Source organism: Variovorax sp. JS1663, assembly GCF_002157355.1.
In the GTDB taxonomy this organism is placed as follows: domain Bacteria; phylum Pseudomonadota; class Gammaproteobacteria; order Burkholderiales; family Burkholderiaceae_C; genus Variovorax.
The window spans coordinates 128,289-141,947 of the sequence record NZ_LYMK01000002.1 but is presented as its reverse complement, the minus strand read 5'-3'; the positions used below and the strand labels follow the sequence as shown (position 1 = coordinate 141,947).

The following is a 13,659-nucleotide window of genomic DNA, read 5'->3' as shown; positions in this document are numbered from 1 at the left end:
CTCCCTAGGACTGCGCGGCTTGCGCCGCCTTGAGTGCCGCCATCACGTTGCGCTGCGTGCTCAGGATGTGCTCCTCGAGCAGGGCGCAGGCCGTGTCCGCATCGCGGCGCAGGGTCGCGTCCATGATCTTGCGGTGCTCGCTCGACTTGCGCCGGGCGACAGTGCGAAAGCGCGCAGAAAAACGCCGGTAGCGCTCGGCCTGGTCGAACAGGCTGGCGCCCCAGATGCGCTGGCGCTCGGAGGGGCACGCCGCCACCAGCGACAAGTGAAAGGCACGGTGCAGCTCGGACCAGCTCTCGTCCAGCGCCACCGGACCATCGCTCAGGCGCGACTCGACCTTCTCCAGCCGGTGGAATGCCGCCAGGATGGCGGCTTCCCATCCGTCGTCGCCATGCTCGATCGACTCGCGCAGCGCCGGCACGTCGAGCAGGATGCGCATGCGCGTGATGTCGGCCAGGTCTTCCCCGGAGATCGCCGCGACGCGGAAGCCGCGGCGCTCGTCAGCGCGGACCAGGCCCTCCTGCGCAAGGCGGCTCAGGGCTTCGCGCAGGGGGCTGCTGGAATAGCCATAGGCGTTTTGCAGCTCGTCCAGCTTGAGCTTCGCGCCCGCGGCATAGCTGCCGGCAAGCACGTCGCGGCGCAGGCGCGCGAAGGCCTGCTCGACCAGCGGAGGTTCCAGGTTGGGTTGATCCGGCTTTGGCATGGATGGAGTGGCGTGGCGTGGCGTCTTTTGCACAGAATCGATTTTGTGCATTGTTTTGGATGCCGCCCCTTCATCACCATCCGTGACAACCCTTAGTGCACAAAATGATTTTTATGCACAATTTTTTCTCCATGCACAGAGATCGCAACTCCGTGCCGCAGGCAGGCGCCCGCTCATTCGATGGCGACCTTCGCGTCCTTGATCAGCCTGGCGTACTTCGCCGTGTCGTCCTTGATCTGGGCCGCCATCTGGGCCGGCGTGTCACCCACCGGCTCGGCACCGATCTCTTCCATGCGCTTCTTGAACTCGGGCGACTGGATGATCTTCACGATCTCGCCGTTGAGCCTGGCCACCACCTCCTTGGGCGTCGCCGCCGGCGCGAGGATGCCGAACCAGGTGCCCTGGTTGAAGTCCTTGATGCCGGCTTCCGCCAGCGTCGGCACATCGGGCAAGGTGGCCGAGCGCTTCGCGGTGGTCACGGCCAACGCACGCAGCTTGCCGGCCTTGATGTGCTGCACCAGCGGGGTCAGCGTGTCGAAAGACATGTCGACCTGACCGCCGAGCAGGTCGGTGGTCAGCGGCGCGCTGCCCTTGTAGGGCACGTGCAGCAGCTCGACGCCGGCAATGCCGGAGAACTGCGTGCCGATCAGGTGCTGCACCGTGCCGTTGCCGTTCGACCCATACGACAGCTTGCCGGGCGAGGCCTTCGCCAGCGAGACCAGGCTCTTCACGTCGGTGGCCGGTGAATTCGCATTCACCACCAGCACGTTGGGCACCAGGGCCACCGTGCTGATGGGCGCGAAGCTCTTCTCGAAATCGTAGGGGAGCTTCTTGTAGACGCTGGTGGCGATGGTGTGATGCACCGCGCCCATCAGCAGCGTGTAGCCGTCCGCCTTGGCCTTGGCGACGTAGTCGGCACCGACCGTCGCTCCGGCGCCCGGCTTGCTCTCGACGATCACCGGCTGGCCGAGGCTCTGGGACAGCGGCGTGGTGATGGCTCGCGCCAGCGCGTCCGAGCTGCCGCCCGGCGGGAAGGGCACGATGAGGGTGATGGGCTTGGCGGGCCAGGCCTGCGCGGCGGCGAGCGAGGCGGCGAAGCCGAAGGCAATGGCCGTCAGCGCGGTGCGCGGGAAATCCGATGCCCTGATGCGTGTCGTCATGTTTGTCTCCATTCGGTACGTGTTCTGATGAGGGTGGCCGGTCTCGTCAGGCCGCCTTGCGCCGCGCGCCGCCGCTCACCTGGTCGCACACGGCCCGGGTGACATCGGCGGTCGTCGCCGTGCCGCCCAGGTCGCGGGTGTGCAGCGACGGTTCGGCCGTGACCTTCTCGATTGCCTGCATCACGCGTCGGGCCGCGTCGTTCTCGCCCAGGTGCTCCAGCAGCATCACGACCGACCAGAAGGTGCCCACCGGATTGGCGAGGCCCTTGCCCATGATGTCGAAGGCGGAGCCATGGATCGGTTCGAACATCGACGGATAGCGATGCTCGGGATCGATGTTGCCGGTGGGGGCGATGCCCAGGCTGCCCGCCAGCGCCGCCGCGAGATCGCTCAGGATGTCGGCATGCAGGTTGGTCGCGACGATCGTGTCGAGCGAGGCCGGGCGGTTGATCATGCGGGCCGTCGACGCATCGACCAGTTCCTTGTCCCAGGTGACGTCCGGGAACTCCTTGGAGATCTGCAGCGCGATCTCGTCCCACATCACCATCGCGTGTCGCTGGGCGTTGCTCTTGGTGATGACGGTCAGCAGCTTGCGGGGGCGCGACTGCGCCAGCTTGAAGGCGAAGCGCATGATGCGTTCCACGCCGGCGCGGGTCATCATGCTGACGTCGGTCGCGGCCTCGATCGGGTGGCCCTGGTGCACGCGGCCGCCGACGCCGGCGTATTCGCCTTCGGAGTTCTCGCGCACGATGACCCAGTTTAGGTCGTCCGGACCGCAGCGCTTGAGCGGCGCGTCGATGCCGGGCAGGATGCGCGTGGGCCGCACGTTGGCGTACTGGTCGAAGCCCTGGCAGATTTTCAGGCGCAGTCCCCAGAGGGTGATGTGGTCGGGGATGTGCGGATCGCCGGCCGAGCCGAACAGGATCGCGTCCTTGTCGCGGATGGCATCGAGGCCGTCGTCCGGCATCATCACGCCGTGCTCGCGGAAGTAGTCGCCGCCCCAGTCGAAGTTCTCGAACTCGAACTGGAAGCCGCTGCCGGCCGCGGCGAGGGCCTCCAGCACTTGCTGGCCGGCGGGCACGACTTCCTTGCCGATGCCGTCGCCGGGGATGGTTGCGATCTTGTACGTCTTCATGGGGGTGTCTCCGTGGATGGGTGTGAAGGGGTACGGAGACTGTAGGAATTCGACACCCCCTCGGCACGGCGCTAAAGTGAACCCATCGTTAACCTGAATTCAACAGTGCGGCGATCATGGGCTCCGTCATCCAGCCGGCCGACCTCGGCTTCTTCTCCACGCTCGCCAGCGCCGGCAGCCTGAGCGCGGCTGCGCGAGAACTCGGCATCACCACCCCGGCGGTAAGCAAGCACCTTGCGCTGATGGAGTCACGCATCGGCGTGCCGCTGGTCAACCGGACGACGCGCCGCATGAGCCTCACGCCCGAGGGCGAGCTGTACCTGGAAAACGCGCGCCGCATCCTCGGCGAGATCGACGGCATGGCGCAGGTGCTCGGCGTTTCCAAGGCCACGCCGAAGGGCCTGCTGCGGGTGAACGCCACGCTCGGCTTCGGCCGCAGCCACGTGGCGCCGCTGATCTCGAGCTTCGTGCGCAAGTACCCGGAGGTGGAGGTGCAGCTGCAGCTCTCGATCAACCCGCCGGCGCCGACCGAGGACCTGTTCGACGTCTGCGTGCGCTTCGGCGCCCCGCCGGACAGCCGCCTGATCGCCCGGCACATCGCGCCCAACCGTCGCCTGCTGTGCGCGGCGCCGGCCTATCTGGCCCGGCGGGGCATCCCGAAGGTGCCGAACGACCTGACGAAGCACAACTGCATCGGCATCCGCCAGGGCGAGGAGGCCTACGGCGTCTGGCGCCTCGCCAGCGGCCGCGGCCGAAGCGCGAGCACCGAGGCGGTGAAAACCCGCGGCAACCTGGCCACCAACGACGGCGAAATCGCGGTGAACTGGGCCCTCGACGGCCACGGCATCCTGATGCGGGCCGAATGGGACATCCAACGCTACCTGCGCAATGGCCGCCTGGTGCAGGTGCTGCCGCAGTATTTCACGCCCGATGCCGACATCTACGCGGTGTACCCGCAGCGCCACCAGATGGCGGCGCGGGTGCGGGCCTTCGTCGATTTCCTGGCGTTGTCCTTCACGCAGCAGGCGGCGGCGAAGGGGTAGCGGCGCGGCGCGCCGTCAGGGCGAATAGGGCGGCGCGTCGATCGCGGCCGGGTCCGCCTGCAGCTGCTTGACCAGGTCGCGCAGCTCGTCCAGCCGCTCCGGGCTCGGCTCGGGGTAGGTCATGCGCCACTGGGCCACCAGCCGGGACACCGTAGGACGATCCAATGCCTCCAGGCGCCGCAGCAGCTCGACCTGCTCGGCGGTGCGGCGCGCCTGCAGCTCGTCACTGCGGTACCTCTCAAGGGCGACCAGGAGGCAGGCCGCCAGGACGAAAGCGAACACGAAGGCAATTCTCAGCACACAACGTTCCCCCGGACGGTTCTTATTGGACGGGACAGGTTCGGATTGTGCACGCGGAAAAAAGCTTTGGTGCCGACGACGCGCCGGCGATGCAGGGGAGCCGGTGCCGGCGCGCGATCACCCCATGTGCGGATGCCGCGCCCCTTCGCAGAGGCTGCGCGCCAGCGCGCGATGCTGCGCCAGCAGCGGCACCAGCGCCAGGTCGACGAAGGCACCGTCGCGAATGCGCACCCGCCCATTGATGATGCTCAGCGCCACCGCACCCGGCTGGCAGAAAACCAGTGCCGCCACCGGGTCGTGCCCTGCCCCTGCGTGGCCCGCGCCGCGCAGGTCGAAGGCCACCAGGTCGGCCGACATGCCCGGCGCCAGGGCGCCGATGTCGTCGCGGCCCAGCACGCGGGCACCGCCGAGGGTGGCGATCTCCAGCGCCTCGCGGGCGGTCATGGCGGCCGGCCCGTAGCCCACGCGCTGCAGCAGCAGGGCCTGGCGCGCCTCGCCGAGCAGATGGGCGCCGTCGTTGGAGGCGCTGCCGTCCACGCCCAGCCCCACCGGCACGCCGGCGCGGCGCATGGCGCCGATGGGCGCAATGCCGGAGGCCAGCCGCATGTTGGAACAGGGGCAATGGGCCACGCCGGTGCCGGTGCGGCCGAAGAGAGCGATACCGGCCGCATCCAGCTTCACGCAGTGTGCATGCCAGACGTCGGGCCCCACCCAGCCCAGGTCTTCCGCGTACTCGGCCGGCGTCATGCCGAACTTCTCGCGCGAGTAGGCCACATCGTTGTCGTTCTCCGCCAGGTGGGTGTGCAGCGACACGCCGCGTTCGCGGGCCAGCACGGCCGACTCGCGCATCAGCGCACGCGACACCGAGAAGGGCGAGCACGGCGCCAGCACGATGCGGCGCATCGAATGGCGCAAGGGATCGTGCCAGCGCCCGATCAGCCGCTCGCTGTCGGCCAGGATCGCGTGCTCCTGCTCGACCACCTCGTCCGGCGGCAGCCCGCCCTGGCTGCGGCCCACGCTCATGCTGCCGCGCGCGGCATGGAAGCGCATGCCCATCCCCTCGGCCGCCTCGATCGAGTCGTCCAGCCGCACGCCGTTGGGGAACAGGTAGAGATGGTCGCTGCTGGTCGTGCAGCCCGAGAGCATCAGCTCTGCCATCGCGGTCTGCGTGGAGACACGGATCATCTCGGGGGTGAGGCGGGCCCAGAGCGGGTAGAGGCTCGTGAGCCAGCCGAACAGCTCCGCGTCCTGCGCCTCGGGCACGGCGCGGGTGAGGCTCTGGTACATGTGGTGGTGGGTGTTGACCAGGCCCGGCATCAGCACGTGGCCCTGCAGGTCGATGGTCTCGGCCCGGCCCGCCTGCAGCGCCTCGGCATAGGCGGCCGGCAGCTCGGCGCCGGGGCCGACCCAGGCGATGGCCGGCCCCTCGGCCACCACCGTGCCATCGATGATCTCGCGCCGCTGCGCGTCCATGGTGAGCACCACGTCGGCGTGGCGCAGGATCAGCGGTCGGGTGGTCGGCGTGGAGGCGTTCATGTCATTCGGTTCCATGCGAAGTGCGTGCCGCCAGCGCGAAGGGCACGACGTGCAACTGCTCGGCCGCCTTGCGGATCGAGCCCGCGCTGACGGGTACTGGGCCGTGCGGCCGCGGGACGACCCTGCACGCGGGCGCGATGTCAGGCCGTGCCGGCGCGGCAGGCCGCGCGGACGATGCGCTCGGTGGGATTGGGCTGCGCGTCCAGGAACAGCATGGGCCGCGGATTGGCGGCATAGTCGGTGCGCTGGTGCGGATCGCCCTGCCACAGCGGCGCCATGTAGAAGGTGGCGTGCAGGTAGTGGGCCTTGCGGGCACGGCAGTTGAAACGCACCCGCGACTCGTAGGAACGGTAGGGCACGCCCTCCCAATTGGCGCGATCCTGGGCGCGGCTCACGCGCACCAGCATGGTCCTCATGGGCCAGACGGTGTCGATGGCCACGGGGTCGACCTGCACGGTGTCGACCGACGGATCGGTCGGGCTGCCGGTGACCGTGAACCAGGCCGTCTGGGCATTCGCGGCCATGCAGGCCAGGGCCAGCCACACGAAGCGCCATCTCACGCCGAAGGTCCTTTCTGCTGAAGAGCGCGATTTTAGTGGCGCGAATCGGGGCAGGTGCCGGCGTTCGAGCACACGGTCACGTGGGATGCATGCACACCGAACAGGCGAGGAAGCGTCCTCCTCGCTCAGCTCTTCGTTTCAGCTGTCTTTTGCGCGGCGGAGCCGGAAATAGAGCGACAACAACCGCACCCCAGACTGCATCCCGGCGCAGCCGCCATTTTTCACACCATTCCACCCAGGAGTCCGACATGATGAATCGCCGAGTCTTTGCAGGTTCGCTCGCCGCCTTGTCCGTTGCCGCGTTGCGCGTCGAAGCCGCCCAGGCGCAGGACACTCGGCGCGGCGCCTCCTCCGCACGCAATGTAGTTTTGGTACATGGTCTCTTCGCCGACGGCTCCAGTTGGGGGAAGGTCGTCCCTGTCCTTCAGCGCGCTGGTTTGAACGTGACGGCCGTTCAGAACCCGTTGAGTTCGTTTGCCGATGACGTGGCCGCCACTCGGCGTGCATTGGCCCTGCAGGACGGCCCCACCGTGTTGGTGGCCCATTCCTATGCAGGCATGGTCATCTCGGAGGCAGGGATGGACCCGAAAGTCACATCCCTGGTCTACATCGCCGCGCGCGCTCCCGATGCAGGCGAAAACTATGCGGCGCTGGCCGCCCGCTTTCCTGCTCCACCCGCGAGCGCGGGCATCGTGTGGGGCCCCGATGGCTATGGCGAGTTGTCCGAGGCCGCGTTCGTGCGCGACTTTGCCGGCGACCTGCCTCCGGACGAGGCCCGTGCCTACTACGCCGTGCAGGGTCGCATGTCGCGTGCCACGCCAGCCGCACAGACCACGGTTGCGGCCTGGCGACACAAACCGACGTACTACGCGGTCTCTCAGAACGACCGCACCATCAACCCCGATCTGCAGCGCTTCATGGCAAAACGCATGAAGGCGCAGACCATCGAGCTTCCGGCCAGTCACGCCTCGCTGCTGTCTCGTCCACAGGAGGTTGCAGCGCTGATACTCTCGGCCGCGTTTCCGACGGGCCGTTGAAGGCCCATGCGGGTCGTTGCCGTGCTTGGCGCAGCCTCAGCCGACAGAGAACGCCACGACAGTCGCGCTCCCTCTGCGCGCATCGGTGCAAATGCGCGCGCCTGCTAAGCAAACGCAAAACCCTTCGTTGGGAAACGCCACGCCCGCCCGTAGCCTGCGGCGTTCCCTGTCCCACGAGGAGTTTTCCCATGAATGACCGCTTGAGCCGAGTGCAGGCATCGCGTTCCGCCGCCATCAAGGCCAGCCTCCAGCACCCGGTGATCGACACCGACGTGCACGTCAACGACTATGCGCCGGTGCTGGAGGACTACATCCAGCACTATGGCGGCAGCAAGCTGGTCGATGCCTTGCGCAAGGCCCTGGGCGGCCGCTTCGTCACGCGCACCGGCGGCGGCAAGGACTGGTACCAGCAGACGGCCGAGGAGCGCCAGTACCACCGAACCCTGCGCGTGCCCTGGTGGGCCCGCGTCACGCGCAACACCTACGACCTCGCGACCTACACGCTGCCCGCGCTGCTGTACGAGCGCCTGGCCGAGCAGGGCTCCGACTACTCGGTGCTCTTCCCCAACGACGTGCTCTCGCCCGCGGCCGCCGGCAGCGAGTACCGCCAGCCGCTGCACCGCGCGATCAACCATTTCCATGCCGACCAGTACCGCGCCTACGCCGACCGCCTGACGCCGGTGGCCGGCATCCCGCTGCACACGCCGCAGGAGGGCATCGAGGAGCTGGAGTTCGCGGTCAAGACGCTCGGCCTGAAGGTGATCAACATCGCCGGCGGCGTGCGCCGGCCGATCCGCGCGATCGCCGACAAGTACCCACCCAAGGAGCACCCCGAGCTCGCCAGGCACGCCGGCTACATCGACTTCTACGGCATCGACAGCGAGCACGACTACGACCCCTTCTGGGCCAAGGTGGTGGCGCTGGGCGTGCCGGTGACCACGCACTACGGCAGCCAGGGCTGGACCGGCCGGCAGTCCATCAGCAACTACATGAACAACCACATCGGCCATTTCGCCGATGGTTCGCAGGCCTTCGCCAAGGCGCTGTTCTTCGGTGGCGTGACGCGGCGCTTCCCCGGCCTGCGGGTGGGCCTGCTCGAAGGCGGCGCCGACTGGGGCGCGCATGTCTACACCCACCTGGTGGACCGCTGGGAAAAGCGAAACCGCGTCGCGGTGCGCAACTACGACCCGGCCGAGCCCGACGTCGAGCTGCTGGCCTCGCTGTTCGAGCGCTACGGCGCCGAGTACATCCAGGGCCGCGCGGACTACAAGTCCACCCTGCTGCGTGACAGCCTCGGCATCTCCGCCCTGCCCCACAGCCGCGAGCCGAACGAGTCGGAAATCGACGACTTCGCGCTCGCCGGCATCGAGAAGGTGGAGGACATCCGCGAGCGCTGGGTCTCGAACTTCTACTTCGGCTCCGAGGCCGACGACCGCACCGTGGCCGCGGCCTTCAACGACCGCGTGAACCCGCTGGGCGTGAAGATCAATGCCATCTGGTCCTCCGACGTGGGCCACTGGGACGTGCCCGAGTTCACCGAGCCGCTGGCCGAGAGCTGGGACCTGGTCGAGCAGGGCGTGATCGGCGCGGCCGACTTCAAGGCGCTGGTGTTCGACAACCCGCACCGCTTCTACACCGAAGCCAACCCGCGCTTCTTCGAGGGCACGGAGGTGGGCCGCAAGCTCGCGTCCTCCGCGGCCTGAACACACGACACGAGAGGAGAAGAGAACATGCAACGGACTCTGTCCTTCCTGCGCCGCCCGGCGCTGGCGCTGCTCGCGCTGGCCCTGGCGGCACTCGCCGCCGCGCCTGTGCAGGCCGCGCCCGAGGTGATCCGCATCGGCGTCGCCACCGCCGGCGGCGGCGACCCGGTCACCTGGGGCGGGTCGCCCGGCGGCGTGGTGCGCGTCAACCAGTGGCTGGAGGACGAGTTCAAGGGCTCGGCCACCAAGGTCGAGTGGCTGTTCTTCAAGGGCGCGGGGCCGGCGGTGAACGAGGCCCTGTCGAACAAGCAGATCGACTTCGCCTATCAGGGCGACCTGCCCTCGATCGTGGGCCGCTCCAACGGCCTGAAGACCAAGGTGCTGGTGGTCAGCGGCGCGCGCAACAACCTCTACGTGGCGGTGCCGCCGGCCTCGGACATCCGCTCGATCAAGGACCTCAGGGACCGCAAGGTCTCGATCTTCCGCGGCACCAACGGCCATCTGGTCGCCATCAACGTGCTGGCGGCAAACGGCCTGGCCGAGCGCGACATCAAGGGCGTCAACCTCGACACCGGCAGCGCGCAGGCGGCGCTGGTGTCCAACGGCGTCGACGCGGCCTTCGGCGGCTACGAGTGGTTCAAGGTGCGCGACCAGGGCCTGGCCAAGATCGTCTACTCCACGCAGGGCCAGGACCCGGCCTACACCCGACAGGCTTCGCTGCTGGTGCGCAGCGAGTTCGAGCAGGCCAACCCGGCCGAGGTGCAGCGCGTGGTCGACGTCTTCGTGCGCGCCGCGCACTGGTCCTCGGAAGAGAAGAACCGCGAGGCGCTGTTCGCGATCTGGGCCAGGAGCGGCACGCCGGTCGCCTCCTGGGCGGCCGAGTTCGAGAAGCAGCCGCTCGCCGAGCGCAACTCGCCGCTGGCCGACGAGTTCATCGTCGGCCGCTACAAGGCGGTGGTGGCCGATGCACTCAAGCTCAAGCTGATCCGCCGCGAAGTGACGGTCGACGACTGGTTCGACACCCGCTACCTGCAGAACGCCTTGAAGAAGCAGGGCCTCGAGAACTACTGGACGGCCTACGACGCCAAGGGCCGGCCGAAGAGCAAACAGTCGGTGGCCGTCAATGGCCGCTGAGCGCGCCGCGGCGGTTGTCGAGACCCCGGCGCTGGGCAGCGCGCGGGCCGCCGCGCCGCGACTGCCCTGGCGACGCATCGGCGACGCCGCCCTGCCATGGCTGCTGCCGCTCGCGCTGCTGGCGCTGTGGACCGCGGGCGCCGCGCAGGGCTGGATCTCGCCGCAGGTCCTGCCCTCGCCGCAATTCGTGTGGGAGACGCTGCGCGACCTCGCCACCAGCGGCGACCTGTGGCTGCACACCGGCGCCAGCCTGGCGCGCGTGGGCGTGGGCTTCGCCGCCGGCAGCGTGCTGGGCCTCCTGCTGGGCGCGGCCATGGGCCTGTCGGGGCGCGCCGAAGCCTATGTGCTGCCGAGCTTCAACGCGCTGGTGCAGATCCCGGTGCTGGCCTGGCTGCCCTTCGTGCTGCTGATCGTGGGCATCGGCGAGCCGCTCAAGTACATCCTGATCGCCAAGGCGGCGATGGTGCCGGTGGCCCTCAACACCCTGCAAGGCTTCCGGCAGACGCCCGTGGCGCTGCGCGAGGTCGGCGAGGTCTACGGCTATACGCGGCGCCAGCAGGTGCTGGAGATCGTGCTGCCGCACGCCGTGCCCACGCTCTTCACCGGCCTGCGCCTGGGCTTCACCAAGGCCTGGCTGTCGCTGGTGGTGGTGGAGCTGGTGGCCTCGAGCGAGGGGTTGGGCTACCTCATCGTCTACGGCCGGCAGCTGTTCCAGCTCGACCTGGTGATGGCGGCGGTGGCGGTGGTCGGCGCGATCGGCTATGCGATCGACCGGGTGCTCGATGCGCTCGAAACGGCCGTGCACCGGCGCCGGCCTGGAGCTGCATGATGAGCACGCAGTCGCACGACGCCGCCGAACGTGCCGCCCTGCAGCCGCTGCGGCCGGCCGGGAACAACCGCTGGCGCGGACTCGTGCTGCCGGTCGCCGCCATCGCGCTGTGGTGGGCGCTGTCCTCGCTCGACGTGGTGAATTCCGCCCTGCTGGTGTCCCCCGCGAAGGTGCTCGGCACCGCGGTCGAGCAGGTCACGAGCGGGCGCCTCTGGCGCGCGCTGAGCGCCAGCCTGGCACGCGAGGCCACGGGCTTTCTCATCGGCACCTCGCTCGGCCTGGTGCTCGGCGCGCTGCTGGGCCTGTCGGGCCTGGCCAACCGGCTGATCGGCCCGAGCTTCAACACCTTCAAGCAGATCTCGCTGTTCGCGTGGATTCCGCTGATCTCGGTCTGGTTCGGGCTGGGCGACGTGGCCAAGGTGGTGTTCCTCTCGCTGGCCGCCCTGGTGCCGGTGGTGGTCAACACCTGCGACGGCATCCGCACCACGCCGCCGGCGCTGCTGGAGGTGGCCCGGGTCTACGGCTACACGCGCTGGCAGACCGTCACCCAGGTGGTGCTGCCCGCGGCGCTGCCCTCGATCTTCACCGGCGTCTACCTGGCGCTCATCTACTCCTGGCTCGCGACCATCGGCGCCGAGTACCTGCTGGTGGCCGGCCGCGGCATCGGCAACACGCTGATCGAGGGCAGCGAGCATTTCCAGATGGACCTGGTGCTCTTCGGCATGGCCGTGATCGGCACCGTCGGCTGGGCCATGAACGCCGCGGCCCGCGCACTGGAGCGGCGGCTGGCACGCTGGACCGGACGTGCCTGACGGACACAGAAAGACATCTTCTCCATGACGACAACGCCCCATTCCTCCAACGAGCTCGACATCCGCAGCCTCGGCAAGCGCTATGCGAACAATCAGGCCAGCGGCGGCGAGCTGCAGGTGCTGCAGGACATCGACCTGCACGTGCCGGCCGGCCGTTTCGTCAGCATCGTGGGCGCCAGCGGCTGTGGCAAGTCCACGCTGCTGCGGCTGGTGCTCGGCCTCGATGCGCAGTACGAAGGCCGGATCCTGCTGGACGGCCAGCCGATCTCGGGCACCGGCCGCGAGCGCGGCATCGTGTTCCAGGACCATCGGCTGTTCCCCTGGCTCAACGTGGCGCAGAACATCGCGGTGGGCCTGCGCAACGCACCGCTGTCGGCCAGGGAGAAGCGCGAGCTGGTGGCCGAGCACGTGGCGCTGGTCGGCCTCGAAGGCTTCGAGAAGTCCTTCCCGCACCAGATCTCCGGCGGCATGGCACAGCGCGTGGCCATCGCGCGCGGCCTGGTCAACCGGCCGCGCGTGCTGCTGCTCGACGAGCCCTTCGGCGCGCTGGACGCGCTCACCCGCTCGCGCCTGCAGAACGAGCTGCAGCGCATCTGGCAGAAGGAGCGCATCACCATGCTGCTGGTCACGCACGACGTGGAGGAGGCCGTCTTCCTCGGCGACCGGGTGGTGGTGATGCAGCCCGCGCCGGGGCGCATCAAGCGCATCGTGGAGGTGAACCTGCCGCATCCGCGCAATCGCAGCGATCCGGCCTTCATCGCCCTGCGGGACGACGTGCTGGGCGACTTCATCGATCTCGACGCCGATGCGGCGCCGGCCGCCACGCCGCCGCCCGAGCGTCCCGGCCTCGGCCTGCCGGGGCGGCTGCAGCTGGCCTGGTAGGCCTTTTACCCTTCTTCTCTTTCAGCGAGTGACTTCCCCCATGACCAGACCCGCGCGCCAGATCAAGCTCGGCGCCTTCCTCATGCAGGCCGGCCACCACGTCGCTGCCTGGCGCCACCCGGGCGCGCAGGCCGATGCCGGCAGCAACTTCCGCCACGACGTCGCGTGGCGCGCAAGTTCGCCTCGCTCGACCAGATCAGCGGTGGGCGGTCGGGCTGGAACCTCGTGACCTCCAGCGCGCTCCCCGCAGGGCCGGCCGGTGGTGGTGCAGGCCGGCGCCTCGGATGCCGGGCGCGCGCTGGCGGCGCGCACGGCCGAGGTGATCTTCGTCGCGCACCAGACCTTCGACGAGGCGAAGGCCTTCTACGCCGACATCAAGAACCGCCTGCCCGCGCTGGGCCGCGACCCGGAGGACGTGAAGATCATGCCCGGCATCTTCCCGGTGGTCGGCCGCACGCAGGGCGAAGCCGAGGCCAAGTTCCAGCAGTTGCAGAACCTGGTGCACCCGACGGTCGGCCTGGCGCTGCTGTCGAACGCGATCGGCGGCTTCGACTTCTCCGGCCTGCCGCCGGACGGCCCCGTGCCCGAACTGCCCGAGACCAACGGCCCGAAGAGCCGGCAGCGTCTGCTGCTGGACCTGGCGCGGCGCGACGGGCTCAGCATCCGCGAGCTGTACCTGCGCATCGCCGGCGCGCGCGGCCACCAGCAGGTGGTGGGCACGCCCGCGAGCATCGCGGACCAGCTGCAGCTTTGGTTCGAGGAAGGCGGGGCTGACGGCTTCAACATCATGGCGCCATGGCTCCCGGGCGGTCGACGCAGTGAAGT

General features: G+C 69.0%; 13 protein-coding genes and 1 pseudogene. 8 read left to right on the top strand and 6 right to left on the bottom strand.

Annotation, left to right across the window (positions count from 1 at the left end; all coding sequences use genetic code 11):
- Positions 1-4 precede the first annotated feature (4 nt).
- The 3 genes from A8M77_RS02885 to A8M77_RS02875 all read right to left on the bottom strand — a co-directional run bounded on the left by A8M77_RS02885 (position 5) and on the right by A8M77_RS02875 (position 2,998).
- The gene (locus A8M77_RS02885) at positions 5-703 is read right to left on the bottom strand and encodes a GntR family transcriptional regulator (protein ID WP_086920037.1); all 699 of its coding nucleotides are present in this window, start codon (positions 701-703) and stop codon (positions 5-7) included.
- A gap of 173 nt (positions 704-876) precedes the next feature.
- On the bottom strand, positions 877-1,863 hold the full coding sequence (locus tag A8M77_RS02880) for a Bug family tripartite tricarboxylate transporter substrate binding protein (protein ID WP_086920036.1): 987 nt from the start codon (positions 1,861-1,863) through the stop codon (positions 877-879).
- Positions 1,864-1,909: 46 nt separating this feature from the next.
- Positions 1,910-2,998, bottom strand: coding sequence for a tartrate dehydrogenase (locus A8M77_RS02875; protein ID WP_086920035.1), 1,089 nt, complete (start codon positions 2,996-2,998; stop codon positions 1,910-1,912).
- A 116-nt stretch (positions 2,999-3,114) separates the two neighbouring features.
- Here A8M77_RS02875 and A8M77_RS02870 point away from each other — a divergent pair, with 116 nt between their 5' ends.
- A complete protein-coding gene (locus A8M77_RS02870) occupies positions 3,115-4,041 on the top strand; it encodes a LysR substrate-binding domain-containing protein (RefSeq protein ID WP_086920034.1) in 927 nt (308 codons plus the stop codon).
- 15 nt (positions 4,042-4,056) lie between these two features.
- On the opposite strand, the gene A8M77_RS02865 is transcribed toward A8M77_RS02870, so the two are convergent.
- The 3 genes from A8M77_RS02865 to A8M77_RS02855 all read right to left on the bottom strand — a co-directional run bounded on the left by A8M77_RS02865 (position 4,057) and on the right by A8M77_RS02855 (position 6,437).
- Entirely contained in the window at positions 4,057-4,323 is a 267-nt protein-coding gene (locus A8M77_RS02865) for a hypothetical protein (RefSeq protein ID WP_086920033.1), read from the bottom strand.
- 135 nt (positions 4,324-4,458) lie between these two features.
- Positions 4,459-5,877 carry an 8-oxoguanine deaminase gene (locus A8M77_RS02860; RefSeq protein WP_086920032.1) on the bottom strand — a complete coding sequence of 473 codons (1,419 nt, stop codon included), beginning with the start codon at positions 5,875-5,877 and terminating at the stop codon, positions 4,459-4,461.
- A 140-nt stretch (positions 5,878-6,017) separates the two neighbouring features.
- Positions 6,018-6,437: a surface-adhesin E family protein gene (locus A8M77_RS02855; RefSeq protein ID WP_238136689.1), complete on the bottom strand. Its 420-nt coding sequence runs from the start codon at positions 6,435-6,437 to the stop codon at positions 6,018-6,020.
- Positions 6,438-6,688: 251 nt separating this feature from the next.
- On the opposite strand from A8M77_RS02855, the gene A8M77_RS02850 reads away from it, so the two are divergent.
- From A8M77_RS02850 to A8M77_RS02820, 7 genes and pseudogenes are all read left to right on the top strand, one after another.
- Positions 6,689-7,474, top strand: a complete 786-nt coding sequence (locus tag A8M77_RS02850; RefSeq protein WP_443270127.1) for an alpha/beta fold hydrolase — start codon at positions 6,689-6,691, stop codon at positions 7,472-7,474.
- A gap of 188 nt (positions 7,475-7,662) precedes the next feature.
- Complete coding sequence (locus A8M77_RS02845) at positions 7,663-9,177, top strand: amidohydrolase family protein (protein WP_086920030.1); 1,515 nt, start codon at positions 7,663-7,665, stop codon at positions 9,175-9,177.
- Positions 9,178-9,204: 27 nt separating this feature from the next.
- The gene (locus A8M77_RS02840) at positions 9,205-10,311 is read left to right on the top strand and encodes an ABC transporter substrate-binding protein (protein ID WP_086920029.1); all 1,107 of its coding nucleotides are present in this window, start codon (positions 9,205-9,207) and stop codon (positions 10,309-10,311) included.
- On the top strand, positions 10,301-11,140 hold the full coding sequence (locus A8M77_RS02835; RefSeq protein ID WP_086920028.1) for an ABC transporter permease: 840 nt from the start codon (positions 10,301-10,303) through the stop codon (positions 11,138-11,140). Before A8M77_RS02840 ends, A8M77_RS02835 begins: the two co-directional genes overlap by 11 nt.
- A complete protein-coding gene (locus tag A8M77_RS02830; RefSeq protein WP_086920027.1) occupies positions 11,140-11,952 on the top strand; it encodes an ABC transporter permease in 813 nt (270 codons plus the stop codon). The genes A8M77_RS02835 and A8M77_RS02830 overlap by 1 nt, the downstream gene beginning before the upstream one ends.
- A gap of 24 nt (positions 11,953-11,976) precedes the next feature.
- The gene (locus tag A8M77_RS02825) at positions 11,977-12,834 is read left to right on the top strand and encodes an ABC transporter ATP-binding protein (RefSeq protein WP_086920026.1); all 858 of its coding nucleotides are present in this window, start codon (positions 11,977-11,979) and stop codon (positions 12,832-12,834) included.
- 40 nt (positions 12,835-12,874) lie between these two features.
- Positions 12,875-13,645 (top strand): annotated as a pseudogene (locus tag A8M77_RS02820) (LLM class flavin-dependent oxidoreductase); the annotation flags it as partial.
- Positions 13,646-13,659: the final 14 nt, after the last annotated feature.